This window comes from Streptomyces sp. NPDC031132 (genome assembly GCF_055570595.1).
Genome location: NZ_JBVIGX010000017.1, coordinates 1 through 15,033 on the forward strand (window position 1 = coordinate 1; position 15,033 = coordinate 15,033).

17 protein-coding genes and 1 pseudogene are annotated in these 15,033 nt (G+C 67.1%); 5 read left to right on the forward strand and 13 right to left on the reverse strand.

The window, feature by feature from the left end; translation table 11 throughout:
• The 13 genes and pseudogenes from ACZ49B_RS23950 to ACZ49B_RS24010 all read right to left on the reverse strand — a co-directional run.
• Positions 1–368: pseudogene (locus ACZ49B_RS23950) on the reverse strand (hypothetical protein); the annotation flags it as partial.
• Complete coding sequence (locus tag ACZ49B_RS23955) at positions 368–790, reverse strand: SseB family protein (protein ID WP_468309580.1); 423 nt, start codon at positions 788–790, stop codon at positions 368–370. The gene ACZ49B_RS23955 and the pseudogene ACZ49B_RS23950, both read right to left, overlap by 1 nt.
• A gap of 183 nt (positions 791–973) precedes the next feature.
• Complete coding sequence (locus ACZ49B_RS23960) at positions 974–1,225, reverse strand: hypothetical protein (RefSeq protein WP_468309286.1); 252 nt, start codon at positions 1,223–1,225, stop codon at positions 974–976.
• A gap of 333 nt (positions 1,226–1,558) precedes the next feature.
• Positions 1,559–2,173, reverse strand: coding sequence for a hypothetical protein (locus ACZ49B_RS23965; RefSeq protein ID WP_468309289.1), 615 nt, complete (start codon positions 2,171–2,173; stop codon positions 1,559–1,561).
• Positions 2,170–3,435, reverse strand: coding sequence for a DUF7224 domain-containing protein (locus ACZ49B_RS23970; protein WP_468309292.1), 1,266 nt, complete (start codon positions 3,433–3,435; stop codon positions 2,170–2,172). The genes ACZ49B_RS23965 and ACZ49B_RS23970 overlap by 4 nt, the downstream gene beginning before the upstream one ends.
• A 3-nt stretch (positions 3,436–3,438) precedes the next feature.
• A complete protein-coding gene (locus tag ACZ49B_RS23975; RefSeq protein WP_468309294.1) occupies positions 3,439–4,179 on the reverse strand; it encodes an ATP-binding cassette domain-containing protein in 741 nt (246 codons plus the stop codon).
• Positions 4,180–4,294: 115 nt separating this feature from the next.
• Positions 4,295–4,702: a hypothetical protein gene (locus ACZ49B_RS23980; protein ID WP_468309296.1), complete on the reverse strand. Its 408-nt coding sequence runs from the start codon at positions 4,700–4,702 to the stop codon at positions 4,295–4,297.
• Positions 4,703–4,888: 186 nt separating this feature from the next.
• Positions 4,889–5,257 carry a hypothetical protein gene (locus ACZ49B_RS23985; RefSeq protein WP_468309299.1) on the reverse strand — a complete coding sequence of 123 codons (369 nt, stop codon included), beginning with the start codon at positions 5,255–5,257 and terminating at the stop codon, positions 4,889–4,891.
• Between the two features lie 119 nt (positions 5,258–5,376).
• A complete protein-coding gene (locus tag ACZ49B_RS23990) occupies positions 5,377–5,712 on the reverse strand; it encodes a hypothetical protein (RefSeq protein WP_468309302.1) in 336 nt (111 codons plus the stop codon).
• A gap of 787 nt (positions 5,713–6,499) precedes the next feature.
• The gene (locus ACZ49B_RS23995) at positions 6,500–6,937 is read right to left on the reverse strand and encodes a thioredoxin domain-containing protein (RefSeq protein ID WP_468309305.1); all 438 of its coding nucleotides are present in this window, start codon (positions 6,935–6,937) and stop codon (positions 6,500–6,502) included.
• A gap of 143 nt (positions 6,938–7,080) precedes the next feature.
• Positions 7,081–8,007 (reverse strand): hypothetical protein, encoded by a 927-nt coding sequence (locus ACZ49B_RS24000; RefSeq protein ID WP_468309308.1) that lies wholly within the window; start codon positions 8,005–8,007, stop codon positions 7,081–7,083.
• Between the two features lie 240 nt (positions 8,008–8,247).
• Positions 8,248–8,664 (reverse strand): hypothetical protein, encoded by a 417-nt coding sequence (locus ACZ49B_RS24005; protein WP_466529373.1) that lies wholly within the window; start codon positions 8,662–8,664, stop codon positions 8,248–8,250.
• 51 nt (positions 8,665–8,715) lie between these two features.
• Positions 8,716–9,420, reverse strand: coding sequence for a hypothetical protein (locus tag ACZ49B_RS24010; RefSeq protein WP_466529370.1), 705 nt, complete (start codon positions 9,418–9,420; stop codon positions 8,716–8,718).
• A gap of 1,463 nt (positions 9,421–10,883) precedes the next feature.
• Between ACZ49B_RS24010 and ACZ49B_RS24015 the strand changes: the two genes are divergently transcribed.
• The 5 genes from ACZ49B_RS24015 (at position 10,884) to ACZ49B_RS24035 (ending at position 14,820) form a co-directional block, all read left to right on the forward strand.
• On the forward strand, positions 10,884–12,044 hold the full coding sequence (locus tag ACZ49B_RS24015; RefSeq protein WP_468309311.1) for a ParA family protein: 1,161 nt from the start codon (positions 10,884–10,886) through the stop codon (positions 12,042–12,044).
• Positions 12,041–13,264, forward strand: coding sequence for a ParB/RepB/Spo0J family partition protein (locus tag ACZ49B_RS24020; protein ID WP_468309314.1), 1,224 nt, complete (start codon positions 12,041–12,043; stop codon positions 13,262–13,264). Before ACZ49B_RS24015 ends, ACZ49B_RS24020 begins: the two co-directional genes overlap by 4 nt.
• A 117-nt stretch (positions 13,265–13,381) precedes the next feature.
• Positions 13,382–13,774, forward strand: a complete 393-nt coding sequence (locus ACZ49B_RS24025) for a RidA family protein (protein ID WP_468309317.1) — start codon at positions 13,382–13,384, stop codon at positions 13,772–13,774.
• A gap of 36 nt (positions 13,775–13,810) precedes the next feature.
• Positions 13,811–14,209 carry a DUF5958 family protein gene (locus ACZ49B_RS24030; protein WP_468309320.1) on the forward strand — a complete coding sequence of 133 codons (399 nt, stop codon included), beginning with the start codon at positions 13,811–13,813 and terminating at the stop codon, positions 14,207–14,209.
• Between the two features lie 329 nt (positions 14,210–14,538).
• A complete protein-coding gene (locus ACZ49B_RS24035) occupies positions 14,539–14,820 on the forward strand; it encodes a hypothetical protein (protein WP_468309583.1) in 282 nt (93 codons plus the stop codon).
• Positions 14,821–15,033 lie beyond the last annotated feature (213 nt).

Sequence of the window (15,033 nt, forward strand, 5' to 3'; positions counted from 1 at the left end):
TCGTCCTCGCTGGCGTGGGGGTTGCCGTACGCCGCGTTCGCCGCGACCTTGAAGGCGCCGCCGATGTACTGCTCCTCCTCCCACACGGTGCCCGCGGCGATACCGAGGTTCCCGGCCAGGGTGGACGCGTCCTGGATCAGGGAGCGCACGCCCCACTCCCAGCGCTCGCAGAAGTCCTCGAAGTCGGTCGAAAGCCCCGCATGCCCGGCCTCCATGCCGGTCATCGACAGATCGCTGAACCCGGAGCCCATCGAGGCACCAGCCGCGTCCGCACCGGACTCGCGCAGCTCGGCGATGGCCGCTCGCAGACCCTTCTGGATGGCAGCGACCGCAGCAGGCGAGACCTCCAGGTCCCCGTCGCCGGCCATCAGGCCGCGTCCACGGCGTCGACGGCGTAGGCATCGGGGACGATCCCGGTGACCGGCGGGAAGAACATCGCACCGTCCGCGTCGGCGACGTTGACGACCACACCGGTCGGCCCGTCAGCCATCGGAACGACTGCATCGACGAGACGGGCACCCAGAATCGCCAGGTACTCCCACTCCCGGCCAGCCGCGCCACGCGCCTCGGCGAACCGCGCCAACGCCTCCTCATCGGTGAACGCGTACAGCCAACGGATGCCATCCTTGACCGCGGACATCAGGCCACCATGAGAACCCTCGGACTCACCGGAACCATCAGCACGGACGGCGAGCGGCACGAGCAGCACGGCCCGGCGGAACTCCCCCACCAGCCGCGCCGGATCACCTCTGCCATCCCGGACGGCTGCTATCTCCCCGGTCAATCCCATGATCGTCATCCCCACACGTGCTGGTCAGCGGCCTAGGGGGAACCGTACCTTGGGCGGTTACTCCACTTTCAGCTGGATCGTTCCGGCGGCCTCGCACCAAGTCGGTCCTCTCGCTGGTACCGCCTCGGGTGCGGCGAAGCCCGTGTGCACCACCGGCCGGTACGTGCCGTCCGGAGCCCCTGGTCAGTCGCCCGGTGTCACTGCCTCCGCCTTCGCCGCGCGCAACGGCGGACGGTGCAGGACCGCCCGTTCCCTCGGGGTCAGTTCGGGGCCGTCGAGCAGCGATCTGCGGGGCCCGAGGACAGCTGCCAGCAGGATGCCGGGGCGGCCCAGGACATGGGCCGGGCTGCGCATCGTCATGACTTCGGTGAGCTTCTTGACGAGCATGCCGTCCCCAATGGCCGTGTGGTCGAGGCCCTGGACGTAGCGCCCCATGCGGTCCGCCAGTGTCGACTTCTTGCCGGTCGCCCAGGTAAAACCCGTCCTGGCCGGCCCCCAGCATCCACGCCACCACGGCCGGCCAAACGATGGCGCCGTCGCTGTGAATCCGGGAGAGGCGCGGACGGCCACCGAAGCTGGTGCCTCTGCACTGAAATGCCCTGTCCACGGCAACCCGTGCGGTCGCCCGGTCCAGACTCGGGGCCGCTGCCGAATCGCAGCCGAGGAGGAACGCGCCACCGCCCGCATCGAACGGGAGGTAGCGGTCCAGGAGTCCATCGCCGCGGCAACCTCAGCCGAACCGGATTTCAAGATTTCCGTAGCCGGAGATCATCGCTGGAGGACGGTTGGCCAACGGCCACCGTGCTGGGGCGGTCGACGCGTGAAGCTGAGAGCGCAGCCCGCGGCAAACAGGGTCACAGCGGCTACCAGTGCCGGCAGGGAATTCGAGCGGTGCAGGATGAGCGCCCAGGGTTCGGCTCCACCGCCTGCGCGCCATCCCGCGGCCGCGCAGATCAAGGGAAAGACTGCGGTGAGCGGCGCTGCCACGCGCTGGCCGACGAGTGGGTTGAGGAGGAGGGCAAGGCCCAGGTAGACGGCAGTGTTACGTCCCACCGCCACGGCGATGTCGGAGAGGCCCAGCAGATGCGCGACACCGGTTATGGCAAGGGCGATGGTGGCGAGTCCGGCGGCGAGCCCGGTGTCCCAGCGGTGTACGGGCCGTACGGCGGTGGCCTCGGCGGGCGTGGCGGCGCGCCCTGTGCCATTCAGCCACATGACGGCGGGCAGGACCGTGACGAGGTCTGCCAGGAGGAACGTACCGGCTTGGCCCACCAGGACGGGTATGGGCAGTTCGACGTTTCCGATGACCAGGCTGGCGAGGGCCGTCAGCAGGGTGCCGGCGGCCAGCACCGAAATGGCGCGTGAGCGGAGCCACCACGTCACTGTGCGGCTCCGGTCGGGTCGAGGCTCGGCGCCTGATCGCATGTGGTCAGGGCCTGACGGTTGGCTTCGTACCACGCGAGCTGTGTGTGGCGGGGTTGCTGCAGCACCTTCTGGGCGAGGGCCGCTTCCTCAGGCCTGAATCGCCCCCCGGGCCGGGGCGGGGACTGGGTGGCGATGGCCATGAGCCAAGCCATCAGGGGAGCGCGGGCAGGGTAGGCGGCGAACTTGCCCGTGGTGCGGGCGCAGTCGGGAAGCGGGGGAAGGACAGCGTTTGCCAGGTTGGCTGCCAGGTCCTCCTGACGGGGGCTCTCGTTGATTCCGAACGTGATCTCGCCCGGCTTGGGGCTGCGGTTCTGCGTGAGGTTGGCAGGAACGAGCAAGCCGGCCTCCTTCAGGCGGGCCGCATAGGCACGCGTCTGCCTTATGGCCGCCTTGTCGTCGGCGTTTTGCGGCCACAGGCAAATCCGCGGTTCTCCCTCCGCGTCACAGATCAGCTCGGAAGTGTCACGTGCAACGACAGGGTCGTAGCCCAGAGGCTTGGCGAGAGGGATGGCAACGGCAGCGGAGCCGACGACCAGCACGAGCGCCAGCGCCGTTGTGGCCAGGGACGTGCGGTGGATCACAGCCAGGGCCGCAGCACACAGTGCTGCGGCGAAGATGACGGCGACCCAGACAGCCGTTGGGTTGATTACGTTACCGACCGAGCAGCAGCTTCCGAAGCCTCCGGCGACGAGCTGGCGCGGCCATGAACTCTCCCAGGAGGCGGGAAACGCCATCAGGAAGAAGCTTGCGACGAGTCCGAGAGGGGCGGCGGCCAGCGCGGGAAGGACGGAGCCGAGAAGGTATCCCCCAAGGACGTTGGCCGCCAGTAGCAAGCCGAGCGCGACGAGCATCCCCAGATGCGAGAGGGGAGGCACCGCACCGACAGCAGCGGAAGAGATGACCAGAGCCACGCTCATACCGGCGACGCCCATCAGCCAGACGGGCAGAAGTACGGGCAGGACAATCCCCAGCCGGCCCCGTACGGGAGCCTGGTGAAAGACCCTGCCACGTTTGAGACGGGCTGCTTCCCATGCCGCGCTGCCCGCGCATGCCGCCGCGGCGAATGGCAGTGCCATGGAGGCTTTCCCGAGAGCAGAGGGGCCGTACCCGTGGGTCACGAAGCTCGTGAGCGTGTCGTTGAGCAGGAAAGCGATGAATCCGGCGAGCAGGAAGAACATGACCGTCGCGGAGGACGACCGTATGAGGGTGCGTGTCAGCATGATTCAGACCTCGTGCCCGACGAGATGCGCGTAGGCGGCTTCCGCTCGTTCGCGGCTTCCCCCGGCGGTAGGGGCGAGGGCGTGGAAGTCTTCGGGAGTTCCCTGGAAGCGGACAGCGCCCTGATCCAGAACGATCACTTGGTCGTACAGGTCCGCGAGGTCCTCGGTCTGGTGGGTCGAGACCAGAACATGCACTGTCGAGGACAGTTCCTCCACCAGCTGGCGGAACACTTGCCGCTGCTGAGGGTCGAGTCCCGCGGTTGGCTCGTCCATGAGGATCAACTCGCTGCGGTGGGTGAGGGCGCCGGCGATGCCGATGCGCCGCAGTTGACCGCCGCTGACCTGATGGCTCCTGCGGTCCGCGAGCTTGCCCAGACCCACTCGTTCGATCGCTGTGGCGGAGGCCTCCCAGGCAGAGGCTCGGCTCATGCCCTTGAGCCAGCCCGTGTACGCGACCTGCTCGCGCACGGTGAGTCCGGGGATCGGCGTGATGTGCTGAGGAATCCACGCGACGCGTTTGCGGTAGGCAGACCGCGTGCGCCGGTCGGGGCGCAGAGCCTTGAAGCTCAGCGTTCCAGCTGTTGGTGTGAGCTGAGAGGCGGCGAGGGCCATCAGGGTGGACTTACCCGCCCCGTTAGGGCCCAGGAGCACGGTCGCGGGAGCATCGACCGTCAGCGTGAAACCGGTCAGCACCAGCGACTGCCTTCCATATCGGAAGGCGATGTCATGGAATACCAAAGCCATGTTGCAGCGCGCAATCCGCCGCCCTGATCGATCAGTGGCGGCATGTCGTGGGACGATGGAGAGCTGGGTGTCCCGGCGCTGAGACCGCCGGGACACCCGTCTTTCACAAGTGGTGCTACCAGCCGATCTTCACGTAGTCGACCCACAGGTAGCCACCGTTGAGCAGACTGTCCAGCCGGAAGTAGTACTGGCCGGCGTCGTCAGGGTCATTCCAGTCGACCCAGCCGCAGTAGTTGACGCGGTAGCCCTTGTTGATGTCCGGGCGGAAGTCCTGGTGCTTCCAGAGCTGCAGGCCGGATCGGTTGTAGCCCATGCTCGAATCGGTGCTGCAGCCCTGGAAGTAGACGCCCGTCCAGGCACCGTCATTGTTGTTGTCGGTCCAGCGGCTGGACTCCCTGCCGGGCGCCCACTGGGTTATGTAGCTCTCACGCGAACCTTCAGCCTGGGCAGCGGTTGCCCCGACCAGGCCGACCAGTGCCACACCTGCCATCAGAGCGGCGATCCGCTGGCGATTGATCTCCATGCTTGTCCCTTCGTTTTGGGCACCCCCAAGGAGCGCCGGAAGTGGATGGGGAGTGATTGAGCCGCCGCAGTAGCCCGGGCCCGAGCCGGACACGTGCCCTTGCGCAATCCGGTCGCCGCAGCGACACGGCACGGACCTGCGTGCCGCGCATGTGGAAGTCGGCTGCTGCTTCCGGGAGAGGCGGTCCTACCAGCCGATCCGCACCGTGTTCACCCACAGCGCCTCGCCGTTGGCCAGGCTCCCGAGGGCGAAGTAGTACTGACCTGCGTCGTCGGGGTCGTTCCAGTCGACCCAGCCGCAGTAGTTGGTACGCGAGCCCTTGGACACGTCAGGGCTCCAGGAAAGATCCTTGTAGAGGTGCAGTCCCGCGCTCGAGAAGCCGCCATCGGTGGAGCAGCCCTCGAAGTAGACGCCCGTCCAGGCACCATCGGAATTGCTGTCGTACCAACGGCTCGACTCCTTATGCAGGGTCCAGCCGTTGATGTAGGAGTCCCGTCCGGACTCTGCATGTGCGGGGATGGCACCCGCCACACCGAGCAGGAGTACGCCGGTCACAAGGCCGGCTAAGCGCTGGAATAACACTTCGTCGTTCTCCATCCTGACGAAAGGAGCCGCGCGCGGTCTCTGACTCTCTCCAGCCCTTCCGCACGGCCGTGGGGTGCGTTCCGTAGACCTTAAAAACCAACCGTCACCTTGTTGACCCACAGGCGGCTTCCACTGCTGAGGCTCTCCAGCACGAAGTAGTACTGGCCGGCGTCGTCAGGGTCGTTCCAGTCGACCCAGCCGCAGTAGTTCGTACGCGAGCCCTTGCTCGGGTCCGGCTGCCAGTCGACGGCCTTGCGGAGCATGAGCCCGGCCTGGTTGAAGCCGGCATTGGTGGAGCAGCCTTCGAAGTAGACGCCCGTCCAGGCACCGTCGGAGTTGCGGTCTGTCCAGTGGCGGGATTCGTTGCTCACGAACCAGTTCGAGAGGTACGTGTCGAAGGTGCCCTCGGCATGCGCTGGTGACATGCCGACTGTGCACAGAAATGTCACACCGGCCATCACACCGGCAACGCGCTGACGACTGATCTTCACTGCGTCTCCCCCAGATCGGGTACGTCGAGGGCAGCGTTCAGCTGTGCGCATCCGTCCCCCGAAGTCATGCACGAAATCGAAGGGTAGGCCCGGAAGATCTTGTTCCACCTGCGAGGCCAAGACATGGCCTGAAACGAGGGTTTTGCCAGCCAACTGCGCACGAACGAAAGCCAATGGTCAGGCATGGGTTCAAGGATGCTCGAGGTGCTCTCGACATTGGCCAGAGTCAGATCTCTCGAGGCGGGGCTGCCGGTACATACCGGCCACGCAATCCGGTTACGCAACGTGGGCGATTCGGGTTTCCATTCCTGGTTCCGACGCGACAGACCCTCATGGCTCAGGATCCGACGGCGCACTCCTCATTTCAAACCTCGGCGATTCAGATGAGGGCCTTCCACGACACCCCGGCGTTCAGGCTAGGGCTACCCGTCTTGACCTTCGGCATACAGCTCGCCGCACGGGTGACACCTGACCTGGTACCTGCCTCGGCTCGGAGGAGAGGGTCTGGGGACCCGGATCAACGCCGACGGCACGGCAGCCTGCACTTCAAGGAGCTGCGGCGTGTGCCAGCCGCAATAGCCAGAACTCCCTGATCGGATCGGGCAAATCGAGCAGGAACAGCAGCTACGACCAGGACGACAGGGGAGGCGGCACGGTGCAGACCCTCGTACCGATCGAGGCACGCAACCGTAGCCTGTGAGCGGCTCCTGTTCGCACTCCGTCACGTGGACGGGGAAAGCTTGGCCCGTACCCATTCAGGGTCGGGGTTGATGTGCGGCCGACCCGCCACCACGACCGTGGGAACGGTCTCGTCGCCGTCATTGGCTGCCCTCACGGCCGTCGCCCCAGCCGGGTCGCGCCAGATGTCGACCCAATGCAGCCGACGGGCGTTGGGGCCCAACCGGATCCGCAAGCGCAAGCAGTACTTGCAGCCAGCCCGCCAGTAGACGATCGGTCGGCCGTCGACCGCGCTGCGGCGTTGTGCCTCCGCCGCACCGATCGAACGTGGGAACGCCAGCGGCGAGTGCAGTCCAGCGAGCACGACGAACATCAGCAGGAGTAGAACGGCTACGCCGGGGAGCCCCCGGACGACCAGCGTGGTCGCAACGAGGGAGCCGCAGACCACGAGCAACATGGGCAAGATCCAAGCGCGCATCATGATGACGCAGGCTACCGATGGCGCAGGTTCGGCGGATCGAAGGGTCCCGCGTCTCTGGGCCATGTCGCGCCGCGTCATTGGCGATGGCCGTGGATCGCCGGCGGCCGGTCACCGACGGCCGTCCGCTGGAACCTCGAGTGCTGCTATGAGGCTTCGATACGAAGCCAGGTGTCGCCTGCTCGAAGCCACAGAGAGCCGTCCCGTCCCTGACCGCAGCGCATGACGACCCGGCCCGGCATTCGGACCTTGCGTCGGTCAGTCACCGTCCAGGTATCGCCGACCAGTTCGGCTCGGACCACCTCGGTCGACCTCTGGTTGTGATCGCGCCTGGTGAGGACTGCCTGGTGGCCGCGTACGGCGAATCCGTCCGGGTTGCGCACCGGGCTGGGCCAGCTGGTCACTTCCCCCGTGGAGGGGGTGATCCGCGTGAGGAATGTGCTGCCGCGCGAGCTGCCGGAGTACCAGATCAGCCAGACTCGGTCACCTTCGGTGGCGGCAGTACAGCCCTCCAGGGGCGCGTCAGGAAGGCGACCCTCCGGGGCCCAGGTTGCCCGGCCTCCGGCACTCCAACCGGCCAGCCCGGCTGCGGACTCCGGATGCCCTCCGTAGATGCCCTCGTCCCCGTACGCCGTCCATATCGATCCCCCGCGATCGGTCACCAGAGCGGGGATGTCGTCGCCGATGCAGAAGGTGTCCTCCTGCTCGCCGCTCTCCAGGCAGAACACCACGGCGTTCGGCTGCCACGAGCCCATGTCTGCCTTGCGCGTACGACCGCTCGCTATGAGGAGCCGGGAGTCCGGGAGAAGGGCGATGTGGCTGGGCCGGACCGGGATGCCCTTGATCAGCCGGCGTTGAACCGATCCGTCAGCCTGGCGAAGCACAAGCACCCCGTCGAACGGGATCTTCGGTCCCCAACCCACCCATCCCTTGATGTAGCGGCTTCGGCTCAGATACTTCCGATGGACGAGCAGAACGACAAGCTCTCCTGTCGGGCCGCCGGTCCACCACAGAGGACGTCGCCCCGCCCAGAGATCCCTGGCAGACGGGCTCCAGACCCTCTGTATCTCCACGCCCGCCGACACCGCATCCCCCGCTCTCAAGCGCAGCCTCGAACGTAAGCGCTGGTGAGAGGAGTGTATGGCTGCCAGAACCCGGCGGTCGGGACACGGTCGGCATGCACGGCGCAATCCAACTGTCCCGACCCGGGGCTCAGCGGATATAGTGGAGGCACCAAGTTACTCAGGCGCGGAAGGCCCTCCACCACGGTGGAGGGCCTTCTGTCTTGTGCGGCTCCCGCCCAGGTCAGGCGATCAGGCGACCTGAAGCTTCGGGCGGCCCGTCGGGGTGGGCGGCGCCTGGTGGTACGTCGGCAACTTCAGGTTCGGCAGGTCCCCCGCCTGGATTCGGACGAGCGCTGCACGAAACGCCGCCTCCATCGCCTCGGGGCTCTCGTACTTCGCCGCGAGCGGGTGGAGCCGGTAGGAGTTGCCGTTGCGTTCCTCGCTGCGCGGCCTGAGCACGATGTTCAGGTCGCACAGGGGCGCCATGAGCCCGCTGACCGCCTGCGGGGTGACCCCGTACTCGGCCGCCATGTCCTTCTGCCGGACCGGCAGTGTGCCCCCGAAGTCGCTGCGGGCGACGAGGTACTGGAGGAACTTGACGGCAGACCCTGACAGCGGCAGGGCCCAGATGCGCTCCGCGACGATCGGAGACATGACGTTAGCCATGGGACAGCCTTCCTCGAGAACGGTCGCCCGTACAGGGGCATGGCAGCACTATCACCCGGTACGTCTCCTTCCGCGAACGTCGGCTTCGGTCCCGAAGTCGAGGTCCAGCTCCTCCTGATGGGCGCCTTCCGGTCCCACCGCGTACGGGAACACCTCGGTGTCGTGGTCGTGCCGGTCCGCGATCTCGGCGAGCACTTCGTGCTGGGCCGTGCTGTTGCCGTGGAACCAGAGGCGCACGTTGATCTGGATCCGGCCGTTGCCGGCCTTCTCCACCCAGTTGTAGTCGCACAGCGCCTGGACGGCACGGTTGACCGTGGAACGCGTGATCATCTTGCCGCCCTTCTGTGCGGCAATCTTGTTGAGCCCGTCGGTGATCTCCTGCTGCGTGTACTGGGTGATGCCGGTCCCCGGCACCTGCCCCCCGGCAACGAAGAGGAAGACACAGAGCTGGGACTTGGTGATGCTGTTCGCGACGGCGAGCTGTGCCAGCAGCTGCGTGAACCAGTTGCTGGCCAGGCTGTAGCCGGCGCCTCCGGCCATGTCGTGGACGGAGCGCGGGTCGGCGGCGTACTCGAAGTGGACGCCCTTGAGCCGACGTCGGCCGCTGGGGTCGGCGGCGTCGGCCACCTTCTCCCCGAGCTGCTGGCCGAGGACGGCCAGGATGTCTCCGTACTCGGCGTCGTTCCCCGCGGCGGTGGGGACGGGTACAGGTCGGGGCCCGCGCTGTCGGCGACGTGCGGGCGGATCAGATGTCACAGGACCTCCTTGTTACTCAGGCGGTCCGAGACTATCCAAAAAATCAACGTGTGCTTGTCTTTTGGGCCGTCGACGCGCCGGAAGATGCCTCTGATCCCAGGCCTGTTCGAACGGGACGCCAAAAGTACACGGTACGTGAAGTTATTTTGCCGTCAAGCGCCGAAAGTACACGGCTGCTTGACTTCGGTTGTCGCGATGGCAGCACATTTCAGAGGGTCCGCGCGTGCCCAGCCGGTGCTCAACGGCTCCGCGCTCGCCATTGTCCGAGGCTCTGACCTGCGGCGATCCAGGGCCCGTTGGCGCCTCGCGAAAATCAAGCTGTGCTTGAGTTTTCAGCGAAATGTGCTCGCCAGGTACACATTTCAAAGCTCCAAATGTGTCCTGGGGGACACATACCCTCGAGCAAAACCGCAGGTCAGAGGCCCTGCGACGGCGGCGGCCTCTTACTAAAAGAGCAACGTGCCCACCGGCATCAGCTAGCACCGGACCTGTCGTTGCCGAGCCCCCATGACAGCGCGCACGTCACCCTCCCTGCACCCACAGGCCCGATGACTCCCAGCTCCTCCCCTACCGATACCGCTGCCCCACCCACCTCACTTCACGGGAGCTGTACTTTTTGTGCTCCCCCCTCCCCCGCACCCAGCCACGGACCTCCCCCGCACAACCTGCACCACCGAACGTCAGCCCCAATGGGGGGTGCGGCAAACGAGCACGACCAGTGGCCACCCGCACCACCCACGGCCTCAACCACGCTTCCAGTCTTTGCCGCGCGTCCCGCCCGCAGTCGCCGATGCTGCCTCACCACCCCGGCGGGGCACCGCAAGCCCGCCAGGGCTGAGGAGCTACCGACCAGGGGCGAGACCGCAAATCCGGCACACCGGTGGAAAATCGGCCCGCAGAACGGCACCTCTGAGCGCCGATCTCCATGCTCCCGGTGTGGTGGGACGTTTCTTCCCCTGGGAGGCCCACAGCGAGCCGCACGCGGCCTTTCGGTCGCTCCAAAGCTGCTGCAAACGCGTCAAGCGTCATCTCAACGGCCCAATGTGCAAGAGCAGACAGCCGGGGCACACTCTTCAGCTCCAGCCCAGCCGTCGGTCTCGAAGGTCCGGGTAGTACGTCGGAGAGCCGGCGCCGACGGGCCGGGTGGAGCACGGTCTCTGCGATCTCGCGGACACGGTCCAGAGTGATGCCGGTGCGCTGTTCGACGGCGAGTTGTGGAGTAGCTCCTCGGGAGCTCCGGGTGGTGCGCTCCACGTCACGAGCAGGTGAAACCGCGGTCGTTGGTCATGGACGGAGCGTAATCGGGGCCGCATGACGGGTCCTCATGAAGTCCGTCCGGACTCTCGCCGTCATCCTGCAGGCACAAGTAGCCGGTGATCCTTCGGGCAACACGTTACAAACAAGGGCAACATATTTTGGTGTGCCTCTTCGCCTTCCCGTCGGAAGGTTAGTAAGGTACCCGCATGACCGCTCCATACGATCCGGAAGTCAGGGAAAAGGTAGTCGCCAAGCTGCCCGCACCCCTGCGGCAGGAACTCAAGGTCCGCGCAGCCCAGTTGGGCGTGGACATCCAGGACGCCGTCACCGAAGGCATCCACGCCTGGCGTGCCGATGCCTCCGCGGCGTCCCCCGTGGACACCTCCGGTGCCGCGTCGTTCTCCACGTACCTGCCCACTGGGCTCTACGGGGACTTCAAGGAGGACTGCCGGGTGCGGGAGGTGCCCTACAACCAGGGCGTCGCCCAGTCGATCCGGCTGTGGCTCGACACCCACCCCTCCCCCACCGGGCGCCGCCGGCCGTCCCACGAGGGCGCCCGCCGGATCGTGGTCTGCAACCAGAAGGGCGGCGTCGGCAAGAGCGCCATCAGCAACGGGCTCTCCCAGGCCCTCGCCGAGACCGGCGCCCGCGTCTGCGTCATCGACTTCGACCCCCAGGGCCACCTGACCCGACACCTGGGCGCAGAGATGCTGGGCATCAAGGAGCCGAGCCTGGCCAAGCACATGCTCGGCGAGACCGAGGTCCGCATCCGGGAACTCCTCGTACCCATCGAGCACGGCGTGTTCGCCGGCCGCCTCTTCCTCCTGCCGTCCTGCAAGGACGCCTTCCTCCTCGACGCCCGGCTGGCCACCACCCGCCACGTCCGCACGAAGGAAACAGCGCTGGAGAAGGCCCTGGAGGACCTGGAGAAGGAGTTCGACTACATCGTCGTCGACTGCCCTCCGAGTCTCGGCTACACCATGGACACCGCGCTCTACTACGCACGCACCCGTGAGGGCGAAGTGCCGAAGACCTCCGGGATCATCGTCCCCGTCCAGGCCGAGGACACATCCGCCGACGCGTACGACATGCTCAGCGAGCAGCTCGAGGACCTCGTCGACGACCTCGACATCGAGATCGCGCAGCTCGGGTTCGTCGTCAACCTCTACGACAGCCGCAAGGGATACGTCGTCACCTCCTCCCTCAACAGCTGGAAGGAGTTCGGCGACCCGCCCGTCATCACCGTCATCTCAGACCTGAAGGAGCAGCGCGAAGCCGTCCGCGTCAAGCTGCCCCTGCTGCACTACGCGCCCGACTGCGAGCAGTCGGAAGCAATGCGCGAGATCGCGCGGAGGATCGCGGCATGAGCAAGAGCGACCTTCTCGGCACCGGCGCGGCGTTCAGCAACGCCCGCCGCAGCGGCGGCCGGAGCGAGCGCGGGCGGGCCAAGGCCGTCGCCCAGGGCGACGTGCCGGCATACGAACTCCTGCGGGTCCTCCTGGATCAGGTCTCGCCGACCCCGCTCAACCCGCGCCGCAACTTCGGCACCGACGAAGACATGGCGCGCTTCGGCGAAGAGCTGCGGCAGGCCCAGCTGTCGGCGTGCGTCGTGGTCAGCCGGAGCGCATACCTGCGGCTGTGGCCCGAGCACGAGTCCCGGATCGGGACCGCGTCGTACGTCCTCATCAACGGCGAGCGACGTTTCCGCAGCGCGCTGCACGTGGGGCTCGAGTCGCTGGACTTCGTCGTACGCGACGACCTCGCCGGCTCGCGTACGGACTTCATCGACCACCTCCTCGCGGAGAACCTCGAGCGCGAGGACTTCGACGTGGTCGAGCGCGCCCGCGGTGTGCAGCAGCTGGTCGACACCTGCGCGGAGGAGGGCCGCGAGCACGGCGCCAAGTCCCGGGCCGCAGAGCGGCTGGGGCGCTCGCCGTCGTGGGTGACGAACCAGCTGGTGCTGCTGGAACTGCCCGACGAGATCCAGCGGATGCTGAGCTCGGGGGAGCTGCCCGAACGGGACGGGCGGCTCCTGGCCCGTACGGCCAAGGACAGGCCGGGCGTGGGCGCGGCTGAGCTGCTGGACTTCCTCAAGACGAGCAAGCAGCAGGAGGCCGAGGTCAAGGCGGCGCAGCGGGAGATACTGCGCGGCGCGCAGGAACCCGTTGCGGCAGCTGTGCAGCTCGAGCCGAGCCAGCCCGGGGGAGTCACGGAGGCTGCTGCTCAGGACCCGGAGCCGCCCCGACTTTTGTCCGCGGACAAAAGTCCGGCCCCCGAGAGCCGCCCTCCCGTAGCTACGGAGGCGCCCGCTCCGGCGGTCGAACCGGCCCCGGTGCCCCCGGCAACTTTCCTGCCGGGGGCGCCGAGGGCACCGGAGCCTGTGGCCGCTTCACCGGTTCCGGCACCGGCTCACGAACCCGACCCGGAGCCCGAGCCGGAAGGCGCGATCCCGCCGCAGGGCAGGGGAGCGGACGACGCCGGACTTCCGTGGCACGACCCGAAGGCCGTCTTCGACGCGATCCGCCTGAACATGCCGGCGCAACAGCGCGCGGAGCTGACGAAGCTCCTGCTCGAGAACAACAGCTGATCCGCTGCCGCTGACCAACCCTGAGGGGCCCACCGCATCTTGCCGCGGTGGGCCCCGACTTTTGTCCGCGGACAAAAGTCGGGCGACCCCCCGGTGTCGCTCTGTAAGGATGACGCCATGACACGTGATCTGCAGATGATCAGCTCCGGGTCCCCCCTCGAACCGCAGATCGGCTTCTCCCGAGCCGTTCGCATGGGCGAGTACGTCGCCGTTGCCGGGACCGCACCCATCGGCGACGACGGCGCCACGGTGGGGACAGGCGACGTCTACGCCCAGACGGTGCGCTGCCTCGACATCGCCGAACGCGCACTGAAGGACGCGGGAGCCGACCTGAAGCACGTCGTGCGCACCCGCATCATGCTCACCGACATCGAGCAGTGGACGGATGCGGCGCGAGCGCACGGCGAGCGGTTCGCCTTGATCCGTCCCGTCTGCACGTTCGTCGAGGTGTCCCGCTTCATCGACCCCGCATGGCTCGTCGAAGTCGAAATCGACGCCATCGTCGGCTGAGGACTGCCCTGTCGTCCGACCAGTGGGGGATGTGCGATGAACGCGTGGGCCGTGGTGTTCAACGAGCTCGCTCAGGAGCGGCGGCCGATGTCACACGGCATCCAGTGGTTCGATGGGCTTGACGGCGAAGAGCAGTCCGCAGCCCTGCGGCTCTTGTCCCACTACTGCATCCAGGCTCGCGCCGACGTCGAAGACGTACCGGAGAGCATCCGCCGTTCCGGGCTTCGCCCGACCCATACGCCGGCGGTTCTGATCTCACGCGGCCGGATCAACGAACAGCTGGGGAAGATCGCCAGCCTGACGCCCCTGGACGAGCGCCGGAAGGCATTCCGACTGCTGATCTCGGTGCTGGCGATTTCGGACGCACGCCGCCGCGAGCGCTACTGCTCCGACGGGTGCGGCCACGAGTGGCACAACCTGAACCCCGCGGGGTAGGGCTGTTCAAACGAGTCAGCCTGACCTGGATACATCAGCGGCAACACGGATCCGTACCCTCTGACCGACCCGGACGGGGCCTACTGCATCTTGCCGTGGTGGGCCCCGACTTTTGTCCGCGGACAAAAGTCGGGCTCCCTCGAGCACCACAGCCGGGGCGTCGGCACAGCACTGGCCGACGTGAAGTAGCTGGTGGGTTCTTCCGACCGCGGTGAGGACATTCGGCACGTCTGGCGGATCACCCTGCCGAGCGTCTGGGGCAAGGCGGCATGACCGGAAATTCCATCGCCGGTTCGAGCAGGAGTCGGTAGGTTCCGCGGGTGATCAATATGGTGGTACGCGGGGACCTTGGGAACCTCGTGGCTCGGGCCGAGGCCGGCCTGACGTGGACCGCTGCCTTCGCGGATCTGGACTCAGCGGAGTTCCCGATGCTCTGGGCTCTGACTCCCTACGGGGATGCGGTCTTCAACCAGCGGCAGATGCCACTGCTCCTGGCGGAACTCGACAGGCTCCCCGCCGTATATGGCGGTGACTGGGTGGAGCAGACCCGAGAGTTGTGCCGGGTCGTCGCGCGGGGAACTCACCTGTATCTGTGGTTCCTCGGCGACTGACCCCGCTTGATCTGCTCTCACCTTTCGTTAGCCCGGTACGGGCCTGTGGCCTGCAAGCCGACGGTGGCCGTGCTGGACGGAACGGGCCTTGTCCGCGAGTGCGAGCGAGACCCACCACACGGCTGGTGAAGCTGACCCGGGCGAAGCGCGCGGCCACCGCACCTCGGGCAGACCACGAGCACCCGGCGGGTGAACTGGACGAGCCACGTGCCG